12 protein-coding genes are annotated in these 16,492 nt (G+C 61.5%); 6 read left to right on the top strand and 6 right to left on the bottom strand.

Features of this window, described 5'->3' with window-relative positions; translation table 11 throughout:
* From CCD76_RS15395 to rpmH, 5 genes are all read right to left on the bottom strand, one after another.
* Nucleotides 1–735, bottom strand: coding sequence for a phage integrase SAM-like domain-containing protein (locus CCD76_RS15395; protein ID WP_087720337.1), 735 nt, complete (start codon nt 733–735; stop codon nt 1–3).
* Nucleotides 736–905: 170 nt separating this feature from the next.
* Nucleotides 906–2,276 (bottom strand): tRNA uridine-5-carboxymethylaminomethyl(34) synthesis GTPase MnmE, encoded by a 1,371-nt coding sequence (mnmE, locus tag CCD76_RS15390; RefSeq protein ID WP_087720336.1) that lies wholly within the window; start codon nt 2,274–2,276, stop codon nt 906–908.
* Nucleotides 2,277–2,410: 134 nt separating this feature from the next.
* Nucleotides 2,411–4,096 carry a membrane protein insertase YidC gene (yidC, locus tag CCD76_RS15385; protein ID WP_087720335.1) on the bottom strand — a complete coding sequence of 562 codons (1,686 nt, stop codon included), beginning with the start codon at nt 4,094–4,096 and terminating at the stop codon, nt 2,411–2,413.
* A 105-nt stretch (nt 4,097–4,201) separates the two neighbouring features.
* Complete coding sequence (gene rnpA, locus CCD76_RS15380; RefSeq protein WP_083387420.1) at nt 4,202–4,585, bottom strand: ribonuclease P protein component; 384 nt, start codon at nt 4,583–4,585, stop codon at nt 4,202–4,204.
* Nucleotides 4,586–4,596: 11 nt separating this feature from the next.
* Nucleotides 4,597–4,731 carry a 50S ribosomal protein L34 gene (rpmH, locus tag CCD76_RS15375; RefSeq protein WP_019019264.1) on the bottom strand — a complete coding sequence of 45 codons (135 nt, stop codon included), beginning with the start codon at nt 4,729–4,731 and terminating at the stop codon, nt 4,597–4,599.
* Nucleotides 4,732–5,337: 606 nt separating this feature from the next.
* On the opposite strand from rpmH, the gene dnaA reads away from it, so the two are divergent.
* The 4 genes from dnaA (at nt 5,338) to gyrB (ending at nt 11,875) form a co-directional block, all read left to right on the top strand.
* Nucleotides 5,338–6,816: a chromosomal replication initiator protein DnaA gene (dnaA, locus tag CCD76_RS15365; protein WP_087720334.1), complete on the top strand. Its 1,479-nt coding sequence runs from the start codon at nt 5,338–5,340 to the stop codon at nt 6,814–6,816.
* A 194-nt stretch (nt 6,817–7,010) separates the two neighbouring features.
* On the top strand, nt 7,011–8,114 hold the full coding sequence (dnaN, locus tag CCD76_RS15360) for a DNA polymerase III subunit beta (protein ID WP_087720333.1): 1,104 nt from the start codon (nt 7,011–7,013) through the stop codon (nt 8,112–8,114).
* Nucleotides 8,115–8,355: 241 nt separating this feature from the next.
* A complete protein-coding gene (recF, locus tag CCD76_RS15355; RefSeq protein WP_087720332.1) occupies nt 8,356–9,441 on the top strand; it encodes a DNA replication/repair protein RecF in 1,086 nt (361 codons plus the stop codon).
* A 19-nt stretch (nt 9,442–9,460) separates the two neighbouring features.
* Entirely contained in the window at nt 9,461–11,875 is a 2,415-nt protein-coding gene (gene gyrB, locus CCD76_RS15350; protein ID WP_087720331.1) for a DNA topoisomerase (ATP-hydrolyzing) subunit B, read from the top strand.
* Between the two features lie 118 nt (nt 11,876–11,993).
* Here gyrB and CCD76_RS15345 read toward each other — a convergent pair whose 3' ends face one another.
* Nucleotides 11,994–13,457, bottom strand: a complete 1,464-nt coding sequence (locus tag CCD76_RS15345) for an aminotransferase-like domain-containing protein (RefSeq protein ID WP_087720330.1) — start codon at nt 13,455–13,457, stop codon at nt 11,994–11,996.
* Between the two features lie 185 nt (nt 13,458–13,642).
* On the opposite strand from CCD76_RS15345, the gene CCD76_RS15340 reads away from it, so the two are divergent.
* Together CCD76_RS15340 and gabT are read left to right on the top strand one after the other, a co-directional pair.
* Nucleotides 13,643–15,064: an APC family permease gene (locus CCD76_RS15340; protein ID WP_087720329.1), complete on the top strand. Its 1,422-nt coding sequence runs from the start codon at nt 13,643–13,645 to the stop codon at nt 15,062–15,064.
* Nucleotides 15,065–15,170: 106 nt separating this feature from the next.
* Nucleotides 15,171–16,445 (top strand): 4-aminobutyrate--2-oxoglutarate transaminase, encoded by a 1,275-nt coding sequence (gabT, locus tag CCD76_RS15335; protein WP_087720328.1) that lies wholly within the window; start codon nt 15,171–15,173, stop codon nt 16,443–16,445.
* The last annotated feature ends 47 nt before the right edge of the window (nt 16,446–16,492 follow it).

The following is a 16,492-nucleotide window of genomic DNA, read 5'->3' as shown; positions in this document are numbered from 1 at the left end:
TCAGGTGGCCAGATTCACTATGCCACTACAAGTGCAGGAAAACAGGAAAGCCCGCCTCAGCACGTCATACCGGCATTCGGCTTTGGTCAGAGCCCGGACCTCTTCCAGGGTCAAATACGTTCGTTTGGTGTTCTCCGGTTTGATGGACTTGACCTGTTGAACCGGGTTGTCGCGGACAATGCCGTCCCGATAGGCCTGGTTGAGCGCAGCGCGAACCTTGTTGAAGTAACTGCTGGTCGTGTTCTTGGCCAGTTTGGTACCGGATTTGGTGGTAGCTTCATGCTGAAGGTAGTGCCGGAACCCTTCCAGGAATCGCTTATCGACTTGTTCAAAGGTCAGTTCAGACAAGCCATGGTAGCGGTGCAGGTGATGACGGGTGGAGATCCAGATCGAATGGTTGGATTTGCTCCCGGAAGCCTTCTCGTCGGTCAACTGGTCGAAGTAATCGAAGAAGCTGGCAGAAAGCTTGGTCCGATCATCCAATCCATGTCGTGACGACTCGATTTCCAACAGCCGCTTTGCCCTGATGGCCTCAGCCTTCTGATTCACGGTCTTGTTGTGCTCACGCTCCGCCGGAAGGCGGGGTTTGTCGTAGAGGAACAGGTTCAGGGGCTCATATGAGCGCTTCTGCGCCCGAGAACCGTTCTGACCCGTCTTGGAACCGTGATAGTAGACCAGTCGCAAGGCACGGTGGCCGTTCTTGTCTGGTTCGCGTTTCTGGATAGTGATTTTCATGTTTTGCTCCTTTTGTGCTCCGAGTGCTCCGAAAACTTATACTCGGAGCACACACGGAGCAAGGGGGGGCAAAACGGATCAAGTTGCCTGCAAAGAAATAGAATAAATTTCGTTATAAAACAATGGCTTATTTGTATTTTATTGGATGCTTTTCGATCTTTTTGGCCGTTTCACTTCCCGATGCAGAAGCTGCCGAAGATCTCCCCGAGCAGGTCGTCCGCGGTGAACTCGCCGGTGATCTCGTTGAGGGATTGCTGGGCCTCGCGCAGATCCTCGGCGAGCAGTTCGCCGGCGGCGGCGCCCTTGAGCTGGGCAGTACCGTTGGCCAGGGCCTGGGCCGCTCGTTCGAGAGCATCGAGATGACGGCGGCGGGCGGAGAAGCGGCCTTCGGTGGTGGCGTCGAAGCCCATTACCGCCTTGAGATGCGCTTTCAGGTTATCCACACCCGCACCGGTCTCCGCCGAGATTCGGATCACCGGAGGCGTTGTGGACAAGTCGACGTCGCTGCCTTCGCCGCTCTGGTCGATCTTGTTGCGCACCAGTGTCAGCCGGCCGGGATCGGGCAGCCGTTCGACGAATTCCGGCCAGATCTTCACCGGATCGAGCGAGTCCGTCTCTCGGCTGTCGACCAGCAACAGCACGCGATCCGCCTTCTCGATCTCGGCCCAGGCGCGCTGAACGCCGATCTTCTCTACCGCGTCCGGCGTGTCGCGCAGCCCGGCGGTATCAATCACATGCAGCGGCATGCCGTCGAGATGGATATGCTCGCGCAGCACGTCGCGGGTCGTGCCTTCGATTTCGGTGACGATGGCACTGTCGCGTTCGGTCAGGCGGTTGAGCAGGCTGGACTTGCCGGCATTGGGGCGACCGGCGATGACCACGCTCATGCCCTCGCGCATCAGCGAGCCCTGATTGGCGGCGGCGCGGACAGTCTCCAGCGTGTGCCTCAATGTCGCCAGCTTGGCGGCGACCACGCCATCGGCGAGGAAATCGATCTCTTCCTCGGGAAAATCGATCGCTGCCTCGACGTAAAGACGAAGTTCGATCAGTTCGCTGACCAGTTGCGAGACACGCTGCGAGAACTCGCCCTGCAACGATCGCAGCGCATTTTCCGCGGCGGCACGAGAGCTGGCGTCGATCAGATCGGCGATCGCCTCGGCCTGGGCCAGATCGAGCTTGTCGTTGAGGAATGCGCGCTCGGAGAATTCGCCAGGCCGCGCCAGCCGCGCACCCAACTGCACGCAGCGTTCCAGCAGCATGTCCATCAGCACCGGGCCACCATGGCCGTGGAGTTCCAGTACGTCCTCGCCAGTGAAGGAGTGGGGGCCGGGAAAATAGAGCGCGATGCCTTCGTCGATGACGCTGGCGTTGCCCTGGAATGCGCCGTAGTGCGCGTAGCGAGGCGTCGGCTGATACCCGAGGATGGTCTCCGCCAGGGCTTTGGCCGACGGCCCCGAGACGCGGACGATGCCCACGCCACCACGCCCGGGCGGCGTGGCCAGGGCTGCGATGGTGTCCTGTCGGTAGAGCGGCATGTTCATGGCAGTCTCCGGTCTAGGGGATCGAGGGTGGCCATTGCCGTTCGGCAAGCCTGGCCGAGTATTGTCCGGGGGCAGGTATCAAAACGCCAGACCCCCGCCGAGGCGAGGGTCTGGAGGTGCGGGGGAGATCAGTGTCAGCCCTTGGCTTTCACGGCCTTGCCACCGCCATCTTCCTTCAACACCTTGTTGGTGATGAACCACTGCTGCAGGATCGAAATCGAATTGTTCACGATCCAGTAGATCACCAGGCCTGCCGGGAACCACAGGAAGAAGAAGGTGAAGACGACCGGAAGCATCTTCATGATCTTCGCCTGCATCGGGTCCGGCGGCGTCGGGTTCAGGAACTGCTGCAGCAACATGGTGGCGCCCATGATGATCGGCAGGATGAAGTACGGATCCTTGGCCGATAGATCGTTGATCCACAGCATGAACGGCGCGTGGCGCAGCTCGACCGATTCCATCAGCATCCAGTAGAGGGCGATGAACACCGGCATCTGGATGACCATCGGCAGGCAGCCGCCCAGAGGATTGATCTTCTCCTTCTGGTAGAACTTCATCATCTCCTGCGACATCTTCTGGCGATCGTTGCCGTATTGTTCCTTGAGCCGCTGCATTTCGGGGCCCATCTTGCGCATCCGGGCCATCGACTTGTAGGCCTTGGCGGCCAGCGGGAACAGGATGATCTTGACGCAGACGGTCAACAGCACGATCGACCAGCCCCAGTTGCCGACGATGCCGTGGATCTTCTCCAGCAGCCAGAACAGCGGATTGGCCAGGAACCACAGCCAACCGAAGTCGACGGTCAGTTCGAGGTGCGGCGCAACCGCTTCGAGGCGATCCTGCACCTTCGGGCCTACGAACAGCGTCGCGGCGAGTGTCGCCTGCTGGCCGGGCTCGATGGTCTGGTTGGGGCCGGCGAAGGCGGCGACCGTGCGATCGCGATTGTCGACGCTGCCGTAGTAGAGGTTCTGCTGGTCGGCGTCCGGAACCCAGGCAGAGGTGAAGTAGTGCTGGATCATCGCGACCCAGCCGCCTTTCACGTCACGGTTCTGGAAGTTGCCACTGCGAATGTCTTCGAAGTCGACCTTGCTGTAATTCTCGTCCGGAGAGGAGAACGCCGCACCCAGGAAGGAATGCATACCGACGCCGGAGCCGTTGGTGGGGTCTTCGCTCTGATCACGCGCCAACTGGCCGATGAAGCGTGCGGTGACCGGTTGCTGGCTTTCGTTGTCGATCAGATATTCGACCTTGATGGCGTAATCGTCGCGATTGATGACGAAGCGCTTGATGATGTCGACACCGTTGACGCTACCGTGCAGATCGACGTTGATCGAGTCCTGACCTTCACTGAGCTGGTAGCTGTTCTGATCGGCGGTGAACGGGATGCGACCCGAATGCCCCTCGATCTGCAGCCCGGACTTGGCCACGTAGCTGCGCACGTTGTTGTCGCTGAGCAGAACGAAAGGCGTATTGGAATCGAGCGCCTGATCATGGCCGAACAGCGCGGCATAGACGATATCGCCGCCGTTGGGATTGATGCGCAGATCCAGCACGTCGCTCTGGACCTGAATCAGGTTGCTGCCTCGGGCCGGATCGGCGCCGGCGGGCATGTCATCCTGGATCGGCTTGGCATTGCCGTTGCTGTCCGTCGGTGCGGACAGGGCGCTGCCTTCACCATTGTCGCTGTTACCCGATGACGCTGCCATCTCCGGCGCCGGGTTGTTCACGACGTTCTGACCATAGTCTTGATTCCACTGCATGATCAGCAGATAGGCCAGCACGGCCAGCGGAATCACGAAAAGGAGTCGTTTCAAATCCATATAGAGGTCTGCCCGGTAAGGGAATGGGTCAGTGGGCGCCGGGCATCGGCAGTCGACCGGCAAAATTCGCCGGTACGCCCCGGCTTTCGGCGCGGGGGAGTCCGATCAGGATGACGAAGCGTCTTGTCGCGTCTGACGAGCGGACTTTTCCAGGCGCTTCCACATGCCATTGAGCTGGCGAGAGACGCTGGCGTTGTCCAACTCGTGTACCCCTCGCCGAGCGAGTATCACGATATCCACGGCCGGTAAACGATGCTGCTGATGGCGGATGGATTCGCGCACGAGGCGTTTGAGACGGTTGCGGTCGACGGCACGACGCACGTTCTTCTTGCTGAAGATCAACCCGATCCGCGGATGGCCCAACGCGTTGGGACGAGCCAACGCCAGCAATCCTTTACCATGGACCTTGTAAGGAGCGTGGTCGAAAACGTGCTTGTAGTCCCCGGCATTCAGCAGACGCAACTGCCGGGGAAAACGCTGATCGGACACTCGGCGTCCGATCAGGCGCTGAGACGCTTGCGGCCTTTGGCGCGGCGACGAGCAATGACCTGACGGCCGTTCTTGGTGGCCATACGGGCGCGAAAACCGTGGACGCGCTTACGCTTCAGAACGCTGGGCTGGAAGGTGCGTTTCATAGCTGCTAATTCCCAATTAGTTGATTTCTAAAGAAAACGGGTTGAAGCGGGGTGCCCGACACGTTTGCAGGAAGCGGGCTCACTCGACTCAAGAGCGGGAATTCTAGTGAATCCGCGGTGCCGGTGCAATTTTTCCGTGAATTATCCACACCCTGTTACGGGTCGAGCGCGGGCCCTGACGTGTCGGGTCGGATACTCGTGCCGCAACGGATCCGAACTGGGCGACCCCGCGATGATCGGCCTTGGAGGCGTACCGTGGATGACCGTTTCCGAAGTGGGCTTGTCGCTCATGTGGTTAACAACGGGGATAATGTTTGTGGATAAGCTGTTTTTTCCCCTTTATAACAAAGGCCTATGTGTTGATTCAGGTTGTGGGGAAGTTGCGCATTAGCGGTGGGCGGGATGGATGCCTTCGAAGATGAAGGCAAGCGCCTGCAACAGGTTATTCGCAGCTATCACCAGAAAATCCACAGATTTCGGCCTGAAGGACGGCAACTTATCCACAATTGCCTCGAATTTACCCTCGTGTGGATAACCTGGCAGGTCGACGCTACAATGTGCGCCCGTTTTTTCCATTCTCGTTTTCTCAACGTTCGGTGAGGTCGTGTGTCGGTCGCTCTCTGGCAACAATGTCTGAACTCGCTGCAGGATGAGTTGAGCTCTCAGCAATTCAATACCTGGATTCGTCCCCTGCAGGCAGAGGACGGCGAAGTGGACGAACTCTGTCTATTGGCGCCCAACCGTTTTGTCCGTGACTGGGTCAGCGACAAGTACCTGAAGCGAATCAACGAACTGTTGCGTGAAGTCGCGTCCAGCAACAAACCGCCCAAGGTGCGGTTGACGGTGGGAAGCCGTCGCGCGGCCGCGGTTTCCCCGCGAGATCTGGGTGCTCCCGTTTCCGCGCCCAGTCGGCCGCCGCAACGGCCATCCTCGCCCAGTGTGCAGACAGCGACGCGGTCTGACGAGGCGGCCGAGGAAAGACAGGTCGATCGCTCGCGGGAACGGGAAGAGAGCGGTCGGCGCGGAGGCCAGCGTCAGGTCCAGGTCGAGGGTAGCCTCAAGCATGGCAGCGGGCTCAATCCCAATTTCACGTTCGAAACCTTCGTCGAGGGCAAGTCGAACCAGTTGGCCCGCGCCGCCTCGCGCCAGGTATCCGAAAACCCTGGCGGTGCCTATAACCCGTTGTTTCTCTATGGTGGCGTGGGTCTGGGCAAGACCCACCTGATGCATGCGGTGGGCAATCATCTGGCGGGACTGCGCGACAATGCCAAGATCGTCTATCTGCACTCCGAGCGCTTCGTCGCCGACATGGTCAAGGCGCTGCAGCTCAATGCCATCAACGATTTCAAGCGCTTCTACCGTAGCGTCGATGCCCTGCTGATCGACGATATCCAGTTCTTCGCCGGCAAGGAGCGTTCCCAGGAAGAGTTCTTCCATACGTTCAATGCCCTGCTGGAAGGCGGCCAGCAGATGATCCTGACCTCGGATCGCTATCCCAAGGAGATCAGCGGTGTCGAGGAGCGGCTGAAATCCCGCTTCGGCTGGGGCCTGACGGTGGCGATCGAGCCGCCGGAGCTCGAGACGCGGGTGGCGATCCTGATGAAGAAGGCGGACCAGGCCGAGGTCGACCTGCCCCATGATGCGGCCTTCTTCATCGCCCAGAAGATCCGTTCCAACGTGCGCGAACTGGAAGGGGCGCTCAAGAAGGTGATCGCCGACTCTCACTTCATGGGCAAGCCGATCACTCAGGATTTCATCCGCGAGTCGCTCAAGGATCTGCTGGCGCTGCAGGACAAGCAGGTCGGCATCGAGAACATCCAGCGCACGGTGGCGGAATATTACAAGATCAAGCTCGCCGATCTGCTCTCCAAGCGCCGGTCACGCTCGGTGGCGCGTCCGCGTCAGGTCGCCATGGCGCTGGCCAAGGAACTGACCAACCATAGTCTGCCGGAAATCGGCGACGCCTTTGGCGGGCGCGATCACACTACCGTATTGCACGCCTGTCGAAAGGTCGTGGCCCTGAAGGAAGAGAGCGCCGATATCCGCGAGGATTACAAGAATCTGATGCGGCTGTTGACGAGTTGAGGCGGTATCCCGCCAACTTCCGCCACCACAGGGATTGCGGGTGGCGTCCGCCGAGGCAAGAATGGGCGGCGCGGCCCGACGGCGCTCGCCGTCTATTCTCATGACCGGACCTTATGAACGAGTCTCATGATCAGGATCGATCCACCGGTTACTGGATTCGACTTCAGGCTTATTGAACCAACAACGGAGCCCCAATGAAATTTTCCATCTCTCGCGAAGCCCTGCTGCGCCCGCTGACGCTGGTGGCCGGGGTGGTCGAGCGCCGCCAGACGTTGCCGGTGCTCTCCAACGTACTGATCGAAGTGCAGAACGATCAGCTGGCGCTGACCGGTACCGATCTCGAGGTGGAACTGATCGGCCGCGCGACGCCGGAGTTGGTCGACGAGCCCGGCTCGGTGACGGTGCCGGCGCGCAAGTTGATGGATATCTGCAAGTCGCTGCCGGATCAGTCCGCCATCAGCTTTTCGCTGGAAGACGGGCGCGTGGTGCTGCGTGCCGGACGCTCGCGCTTCACGCTCTCCACGCTGCCGGTGGCCGAATTCCCCAACATCGAGGATGGTCAGAACGACACCACGCTGTCGCTGCCGCGCGGCACGCTGAAGTACCTGATCGACGCGACCTCGTTCGCCATGGCGCAGCAGGATGTTCGCTACTATCTCAACGGCATGCTGCTGGAACTGGCCGACCACCTGGTGCGCACGGTGGCCACCGACGGGCACCGTCTGGCGGTCTGCGAACGCAGCGCCGATATCGAGATGGAAACACCGCGCAAGCTGATCGTGCCGCGCAAGGGCGTGCTGGAACTGACCCGCCTGCTCGACGGCAGCGACGAGCCGGTCGAGCTGATGCTGGGCTCCAACCACATTCGCGCCAACACCGGCGAGTTCACGTTTACCTCCAAGCTGGTCGACGGCAAGTTCCCCGACTACGACCGGGTCATTCCCAAGGGCGGTGACAAGGTCTTCATCGCCGAACGCAGCGAATTGCGCCAGAACCTAGCCCGTACCGCGATTCTTTCCAACGAGAAATATCGCGGTGTGCGCCTCCATCTCGAGGAGAACAACCTCAAGGTGATGGCCAACAATCCCGAGCAGGAAGAGGCCGAAGAGAACGTCAGCATCGAATACAGCGGCGACGCGCTGGAGATCGGCTTCAACGTCGGCTACCTGATCGATGTGCTCAACGTGCTGGACGCCGATCGCATGCAGATGACGCTCTCCGACGCCAACAGCTCGGCCTTGATGGAAGAGCCGGGTGGGGGGGATGCGCGCTACGTCGTCATGCCGATGCGCCTCTGACGAACGGTAATGCCTGCGCGTGCGAACCACTTTGTTGCACGTCGCTCTCAAAGCTCGCCTAACCCCGTTGTTATGTCTCGCTTTTTGAGCGTCGTGCGCCGCGTGTTTCATCACGCTCGCCGATTACCCGCGAGAGATGGCGAGCTTGGCCATCGCTCGCCAGTTTCTTTGACGTCGGAAGACGAATACCCGCCATGTCGGTTTCGACCCAATTTCCTTTCGCCCTGCGATCCGAGTATCCATGCCGCTTGATCGGTTGAGTTTCCACGGCTTGCGCAATCTGCGCGCGTTCGAGATGGCGCCGGGTCCGCATATCAATCTGATCAGCGGTGCCAACGGCAGCGGCAAGACGTCGTTGTTGGAGGGGATTCACGTCCTCGGCATGGCGCGCTCCTTTCGTACCCAGAAGCTCAAGTCGCTGATCGATCACGACAGCGACGAGATGACGCTTTTCGGCCGGCTTGCCGGTGAGCCTCCGCTGCCGATAGGGGTGCGGCGCTGGCGCGATAGTTCCGAGCTCGATATCCGGGTCAGAGGGGAGCGTGCTGCGCGAATCACCCAGCTGGCCGAAGCGCTGCCGCTGCAGTTGATCAATCCCGATGCCTTCCGTCTCCTCGAGGGTTCGCCGGCCTCCCGTCGCGAGTTTCTCGACTGGGGCGTTTTCCACGCTGAACGTGACTTTCTGGACAGCTGGAAGCGGGTCAGAAGGGCCTTGAAACATCGGAATGCGCTGCTCAGGCATGATAGAATCGACGTTCAGTCGATACGCATCTGGGAGCGTGAACTCGCACACTGGAGCGAACAGCTGGATGGTTTGCGGGAACGCTACATGACGCGTTTCGCGCCGGTGTTCGAAGAGACCCTGGCGGCATTGTTGCCGTTGCCGGATCTGACCCTGCGTTACTCGCGAGGATGGGATCGTCAACGGGCGCTGCTGGAGGTTTTCGAGGCCGGGCGTGAAACCGACCGCCAGATGGGTTTCACGCAGCAGGGGCCGCAGCGCGCCGATCTTCGCATTCGTCTTGGCCGTTATCCGGCGGTGGAAGTGTTGTCGCGGGGTCAGCAGAAGCTGGTGGTCAGCGCACTGAAACTGGCCCAGGGGCGCCTGCTCGAGCAGTTGACGGGACGTACCTGCCTTTACTTGATCGATGACCTGCCGGCAGAGCTCGACGGCAACCATCGGCGGATCTTCTGTCAGTGGCTGGAGCAGCTCAGTTGTCAGGTCTTCATCACCAGCGTCGATCGCGAGGCGCTGGCCGACGTCTGGCAGCCAAGCACGGATGTGGTGGCATCGACACTTGCCGACGGACGGCTGCATTCGGAATGATTTCACCATGGAGTGAGCAATGAGCGAACAGGCCTACGATTCATCGAGCATCAAGGTCCTCAAGGGATTGGACGCGGTGCGCAAGCGTCCCGGCATGTACATCGGCGATACCGATGACGGTACCGGGCTGCACCACATGGTGTTCGAGATCGTCGACAACTCCATCGACGAAGCGCTGGCTGGCCATTGCAGCGAGATCCGGATCGTCATCCATCCGGACGAATCGGTCACCGTTTCCGATGACGGTCGCGGCATTCCTACCGATATCCACGCCGAAGGCGTCTCCGCGGCGGAAGTCATCATGACTGTGCTGCACGCCGGCGGTAAGTTCGACGACAACTCCTACAAGGTCTCCGGCGGTTTGCATGGCGTCGGTGTATCGGTGGTCAACGCGCTTTCCGAGCAGCTCAAGCTGACGATCTGGCGCAACAACCAGGTGCACGAGCAGATCTACCATCACGGCGTGCCACAGGCACCGTTGAGCGTGGTCGGCGAGACCGAGAAATCCGGTACGCAGATCAGCTTCAAGCCGTCGAGCGACACCTTCGCCAACATCGAGTTTCATTACGACATTCTCGCCAAGCGCCTGCGCGAGCTCTCGTTTCTGAATTCCGGCGTGGCGATTCGTCTGGTCGACGAGCGCGATGGGCGGGAAGAGCTGTTTCATTACGAGGGCGGCCTCAAGGCGTTCGTCGATCACCTCAACGTCAACCGCACCGCGCTCAATCCGGTCTTTCACTTCGAGGCTCAGCGCGAGGATGGCATCGTCGTCGAAGTGGCGATGCAGTGGAACGACACTTTCGCCGAGAACGTCTTCTGCTACACCAACAATATCCCGCAGCGCGACGGCGGCACTCACATGGCGGGTTTCCGCGCGGCGCTGACGCGTACGCTCAACAGCTACATCGACGCGGAAGACATCCAGAAGAAGGCCAAGGTCGCCACGGCCGGTGACGACGCCCGCGAAGGGCTCACGGCCATCATTTCGGTCAAGGTGCCGGATCCCAAGTTCTCCTCGCAGACCAAGGACAAGCTGGTCTCTTCCGAGGTGAAAACGGCGGTGGATCAGGAGTTGAGCCGGCAGTTCTCGGACTACCTGATCGAGCATCCCAACGAGGCCAAGGCGATCGTCAACAAGATGATCGACGCTGCGCGCGCGCGTGAAGCGGCACGCAAGGCCCGCGACATGACACGGCGCAAGGGTGCGCTGGACATCGCCGGGCTGCCGGGCAAGCTGGCCGACTGCCAGGAGAAGGACCCGAGCCTCTCCGAACTCTACCTGGTCGAGGGTGATTCCGCCGGCGGCAGTGCCAAGCAGGGCCGCGATCGCCGCACCCAGGCGATCCTGCCGCTCAAGGGCAAGATCCTCAACGTCGAGAAGGCGCGCTTCGACAAGATGCTCTCGTCCGCCGAGGTCGGTACGCTGATTACCGCGCTGGGCTGCGGGATCGGTCGCGAGGAGTTCAATCCGGACAAGCTGCGTTACCACTCGATCATCATCATGACCGATGCCGATGTCGACGGGTCGCACATCCGCACGCTGCTGTTGACGTTCTTCTTCCGTCAGATGCCGGAACTGATCGAGCGCGGCCACGTCTTCATCGCCCAGCCGCCGCTCTACAAGATCAAGCGCGGCAAGCAGGAGATGTACCTGAAAGACGAGCAGGCGATGACCGACTATCTCACCACCACGGCACTGGATGGCGGCCGCCTTTACGTCAACGCCGATGCGCCGGGCATTGCCGGCGAGCATCTGGAAGCGCTGGTCAACCAGTATCGCGACGTGATGAAGCGCATCGACCGTCTGTCGCGTGTCTATCCCAACGCCGTGCTGCGCAAGATGGTCCACGCTCCCAAGCTCGACGAGAGCAATCTCGGTGATCGAGGCACCATGCAGACCTGGATCGATGCGCTGCAGGTGGAGATGGATTCGCTGATCGCCCACGAAGGCGGCCCGCGCTATACCTTCCAGCTCCAGGAAGATACCGAACGCGGCCTGTGGATGCCGGGCGTGGCGCTGACCGCGCATGGCGTGACCACGGACTACATCTGGGGCATCGACTTCTTCCGCAGCGCGGATTATCGCGCGCTGGCCAATCTGGGCGAGACGCTCGATGGCCTGATCGAAGAGGGCGCCTATATCGCCCGTGGCGAACGTCAGAAGCCCATTGCGAATTTCTACGATGCGCTCGAGTGGCTGATGCTGGAAGCGCAGCGCGGTCTCAGCATTCAGCGCTACAAGGGGCTGGGCGAGATGAACCCGGACCAGCTGTGGGAAACCACCATGGACCCGGGCTCTCGACGCATGCTGCGTGTCTCCATCGAGGATGCCGTCGCCGCCGATCAGATGTTCAACACGCTGATGGGAGACGAAGTCGAACCACGACGCGACTTCATCGAGCGCTTCGCGCTGGTGGCCAATCTGGACGTGTGATCTCCCTCTGACCAGCCGGCCAGTCGGTCGGCCAGCCATCATAAAGAGCGGCTCATCCTTCGGGGTGAGCCGCTTTTTTGTGCCGTGTTTAAGGCGAGAGGTGGGCGATCGGCCCGCGTCAGCCGTCCCGGCTGTGAACCGGCGGCTGGCGGTTCTGCTCGACGAATTCGCGGATGCCTTCGGCGAGGCGTCGGCCCTGGCGTTCCAGCGTCTCGCCCTCGACCATGCCGACGCCCAGTATCAGGCCGCGTCGATGATCGCCTGTAGCACAGACCCGGCTCAGCGGGCGAGTGACCAGATGCTGTCGGTTCAGCAGTGCCTTCGACAAGCGCTCGTCGTCCAGCGTCGGCGAGAGCGCCAGGCTCAAGCTGATGTTGCCGGCCGGTGGTGAAACGCCAATGACTCCGGGCGTGCCGACGAGCAGATCATGTAGCCGCTGTTGACGCCGAAGATATTCGCTCGCCATGCGGCGGCACCAGCCATCCAGATCGCCATCATCGATGAACGTGGCGAGCACTGCCTGATCCAGCAGCCGACCTTCACGAAAGACGCCGGTACGTACCCGGTTGATCGCGTCGCTCAGACCTCTCGGCACCACCAGGTAGCCCAGCCGCAGACCCGGAAACATCAGCTTGGAAAACGATCCGATCAGGATCTGGTTGCCGGCATCGGGGTCGAACGACAGCTCCCGGTGATGGCCGTCGCCGAATTCATAGTCGTCCTCCAGTATCCAGTCCGATCCGAGGTGTTCGATCAAGTCACGTTTGTGAGTGCTTACTGACTTCACGCCCAACGGATAATGGTGAGTCCCGGTAAAGTAGAGCAACCTTGGATGAGGCTGCGGCAGGATCCCGGTGTAGCCTTTCTCAGGTTCCCAGATGGCGTGTTCGATGGCGAGGCCGCCGGCCTGGAAGACGTTGCGAGCGCCCCAGTAGAACGGCGAATCCATGACTACGCGATCCCCGTTATCGGACAGTGTCAGCGCGCAGAGCTGCAGGCCATGATGGGCGCCTTCGGTGATCACGATCTGGTCCAGCGCGCAGTCGATACCTCGCCATCGCGCCAGATAGCCGGCTATGGCCCGCTTCAGGGGCCCATAGCCACCCGAGGCGTAGGAGAGCAGCAGCGTATTGTGGGGCACGGTAATGCGCGAGTAGAGCTGGCGCCACCGGGCGATCGGAAAGTGCGCGATATCGGGGACGCCCGGCACGAAGGCGCCACTTTGCAGCGGGCTGGCGCCGACATCGCCGAGAATGTCGTTGGCACGGCGAGAGATCGGGCCGATATCGGCCATCTCGCGCTCTCGCGAATGCAAGCGTTGACTTACCCAGGTGCCGCGGCCGTGGTCGGTGACCAGCTGACCTTGGCGGATCAGGTCCTCGATGACACCGGCAAGCGTGTTGCGAGCCACGCCGAGTTCGGCACACAGCGCCCGATGGCCAGGCAATCGCTGACCATCCTGCCATTCGCTGTCGATCAGCCTCAGCAAGGTCTGTTCTAGGCGGCAATGCTTGGTCAGATGACGCGGCTGGGCCTGATAAACCTGCGCGATGCGATCCAGCGCCCGGCGGCGGTCGTCCATGATCTTCCCCTCGCGGACGCGGAAAGGTTCGGATTATGCGTGGGGAGCGGGAGGTGGTCTACAGTCGTTGAAAAGTGGTCTAGTCCCGGCGAGGCGCCGGGGTGGTAGCGTGGCGTCAGGGCCGAGCTCCGGGTTGACCCAACACGATCTCGGCTCATCAATAACAACCTGAAGAGAATCCCGTCATGTCGAACGCTTCTCAACCTCCGGAGTTCGTGCGAGTCCTGGCTCGTGCGGACGTCCTTGCCTTGGCCTTTGGCGCCATGATCGGCTGGGGCTGGATCGTCCTCACCGGCAGCGCCATTCTCGACGGCGGCAGCGTGGGCGCCATGCTCGCCTTCGTGATCGGCGGTATTGCCGTGCTGCTGGTGGGACTGACCTATGCCGAACTGGCGTCTGCCATGCCGCAAGTCGGTGGCGAACACGTCTACAGTTATCGTGCGCTCGGCCATTTCGCCTCGTTCGTCTGTACCTGGAGCATCGTGCTGGGCTACGTCAGCGTGGCGTCGTTCGAGGCGGTGGCGCTACCCACGGTATTCGAGCATCTGTTTCCCGGTTACGCCGTCGGTGATCTGTGGACCATCGCCGGCTGGGAGGTCAAGGCAACCTGGGTCGCGGTCGGTGTGATCGGCTCGATCGTGATGATGGCGGTCAACTATCTGGGGATCTCCACCGCCGCGCTGCTGCAGAAAGTCGTCACCGGGCTGATTCTGGTGGCGGGGGTGATGTTCGTGACCGGGTCGCTGTTCACCGGTGACGGCGGCAACATGCAGCCGCTGTTCGCCAGCGGTGAGCATGGCGCCTTCGGCGGCATCGTGGCGGTACTGGTGCTGGTGCCGTTTCTGTTCGTCGGTTTCGACGTCATTCCCCAGGCGGCGGAAGAGATCAACCTGCCGTTCCGGGATATCGGCAAGGTGCTGGTGCTTTCGGTCATCATGGCGGTGTGCTGGTATACCCTGATCATTCTCGGTACCAGCCTGATGCTCGACAACCAGGCGCTGCAGGGCAGCTCGCTCAGCGTACCGGACGCGATGACGGCGGTATTCGATGCTTCCTGGGCCGGCAATCTGATGGTGCTGGCGGGCATTGCCGGGATCATCACCAGCTGGAATGCGTTCTACATCGGTGGCTCGCGGGCGATCTACGCGCTCGCCCATTCCGGCATGCTTCCCGCCTTCCTCGGCAAGCTGCATCCCCGCTACAAGACACCGACCAACGCGATCATCCTGATCGGCGTGCTTTCCACCGCCGCTCCCTTCTTCGGCCGCCCGGCGCTGGTATGGCTGGTCGACGCCGGCGGGCTGGGCATCGTGCTCGCCTATCTGTTCGTGGCGCTGTCGTTCCTGATCCTGCGCTATCGCGAACCCGACATGCCGCGTCCTTATCATGTCGGTGCCGGCAAGCTGGTCGGCGTGCTGGCGGTGCTGCTGTCGCTGGGCATGACCTGTCTCTACCTGCCCGGTAGCCCGTCGGCGCTGACGCCCGTCGAGTGGTCCATCTTCGGCGGCTGGATGATCGCCGGATTGGCACTGTACGGATGGGCTCGACGGCACTACGGTCGAGAGATGGGCGATCGCCTCATTCGGGCCACCTACGACAAATCTTGATTCCGATTTCATGGCGCGCCGCCTGCCGAGCTCGACGACGACGCGCAATCCACGTTAGCGGCATTCGATGCCGCGTCAGGAGGAGTGTTCCATGGCTAATACATCCATGACCAACGCAGAACTCAACGAACTCAAGCAGCGCTATGTCGCCAACGGGGCGGCCAGCCCGGCCGGCCAGTTCGCCGCCCGTGCCGAGAATGCGGAGCTGTGGGACGAGGACGGCAAGCGTTTCATCGATTTTGCCGGTGGTATCGGCGTGCTCAACATCGGTCATCGCCATCCGAAGGTGGTCGAAGCGGTCAAGGCGCAGCTCGACAAGGTGATGCATACCTGCCAGACCGTCATGCCCTACGAGGGGTACGTGCGGGTGGCGCAGAAGCTCAGCGAGGTGACGCCAGTACGCGGCCATGCCAAGGTAATGCTGGCCAACTCCGGCGCCGAGGCACTGGAGAACGCGGTCAAGGTGGCACGCGCCGCTACCGGTCGTTCCAGCGTGATCTGCTTTACTGGCGGCTACCATGGCCGGACGTTCATGACCATGGCGATGAACGGCAAGGTGGCGCCGTATCGTAACGACTTCGGCCCGATGCCCGGCCAGGTCTATCGCGCGCCCTATCCGGTGCCGTCCATCGGCGTCAGCGAGGAAGAGGCGCTGCGCCATCTGAAGATGACGCTGAAGACCGACGCCAACGTCAACGACACCGCGGCGATCGTGATCGAGCCGGTGCTGGGCGAGGGTGGCTTCCATGCGGCGCCTGCGAGCTTCCTGAAAGCGATCCGCGAGATCTGCGACGAGCACGGCATTCTGATGGTCGTCGACGAGGTGCAGTCCGGCTTCGGGCGGACCGGCAAGCTGTTCGCCATCGAGCACAGCGGCGTCGAGCCGGATATCATGACCATGGCCAAGAGCATGGCGGACGGCATGCCGATCTCCGCGGTCGTGGGTACGGACAAGGTGATGGATGCCTCCGGCGGCAACTCGCTGGGCGGCACCTATACCGGCAGCCCGGTTTCCTGCGCTGCGGTGCTGGCGGTGCTGGAAGTGTTCGAGGAAGAGCGCATTCTGGAGAAGAGCCAGGCGCTGGGCGAGAAGCTCAGGGCGCGTTTCGACAAATGGCAGCAGGAGTACGCCAGTGTTGCCAACACGCGCAACCTGGGCGCCATGGCGGCATTCGATCTGGTCAGTGGCGAGAGCGGCGCGCCGAACGCCGAGCTGGCCGGCAAGCTGTGTCGCGAGGCGCGCGAGCGTGGCTTGATCCTGCTCTCCTGCGGTCTTTATGCCAACACGATCCGCTTCCTGATGCCGGTCACCATCAGTGACGAGGTGCTCGGGGAAGGGCTCGATCTGATCGAGACCATGCTGAGCGAATTCGGCGCCTGATCGACAGCCGCCTGCCGTTGACGGACGGTAGTGGTCATTACAAGAAA

It is taken from the genome of Salinicola salarius (assembly GCF_002179555.1).
Lineage (GTDB): Bacteria > Pseudomonadota > Gammaproteobacteria > Pseudomonadales > Halomonadaceae > Salinicola > Salinicola salarius_A.
Note: the sequence above shows the minus strand (reverse complement) of the source record. Positions and strands in the feature narration are given on the sequence as shown.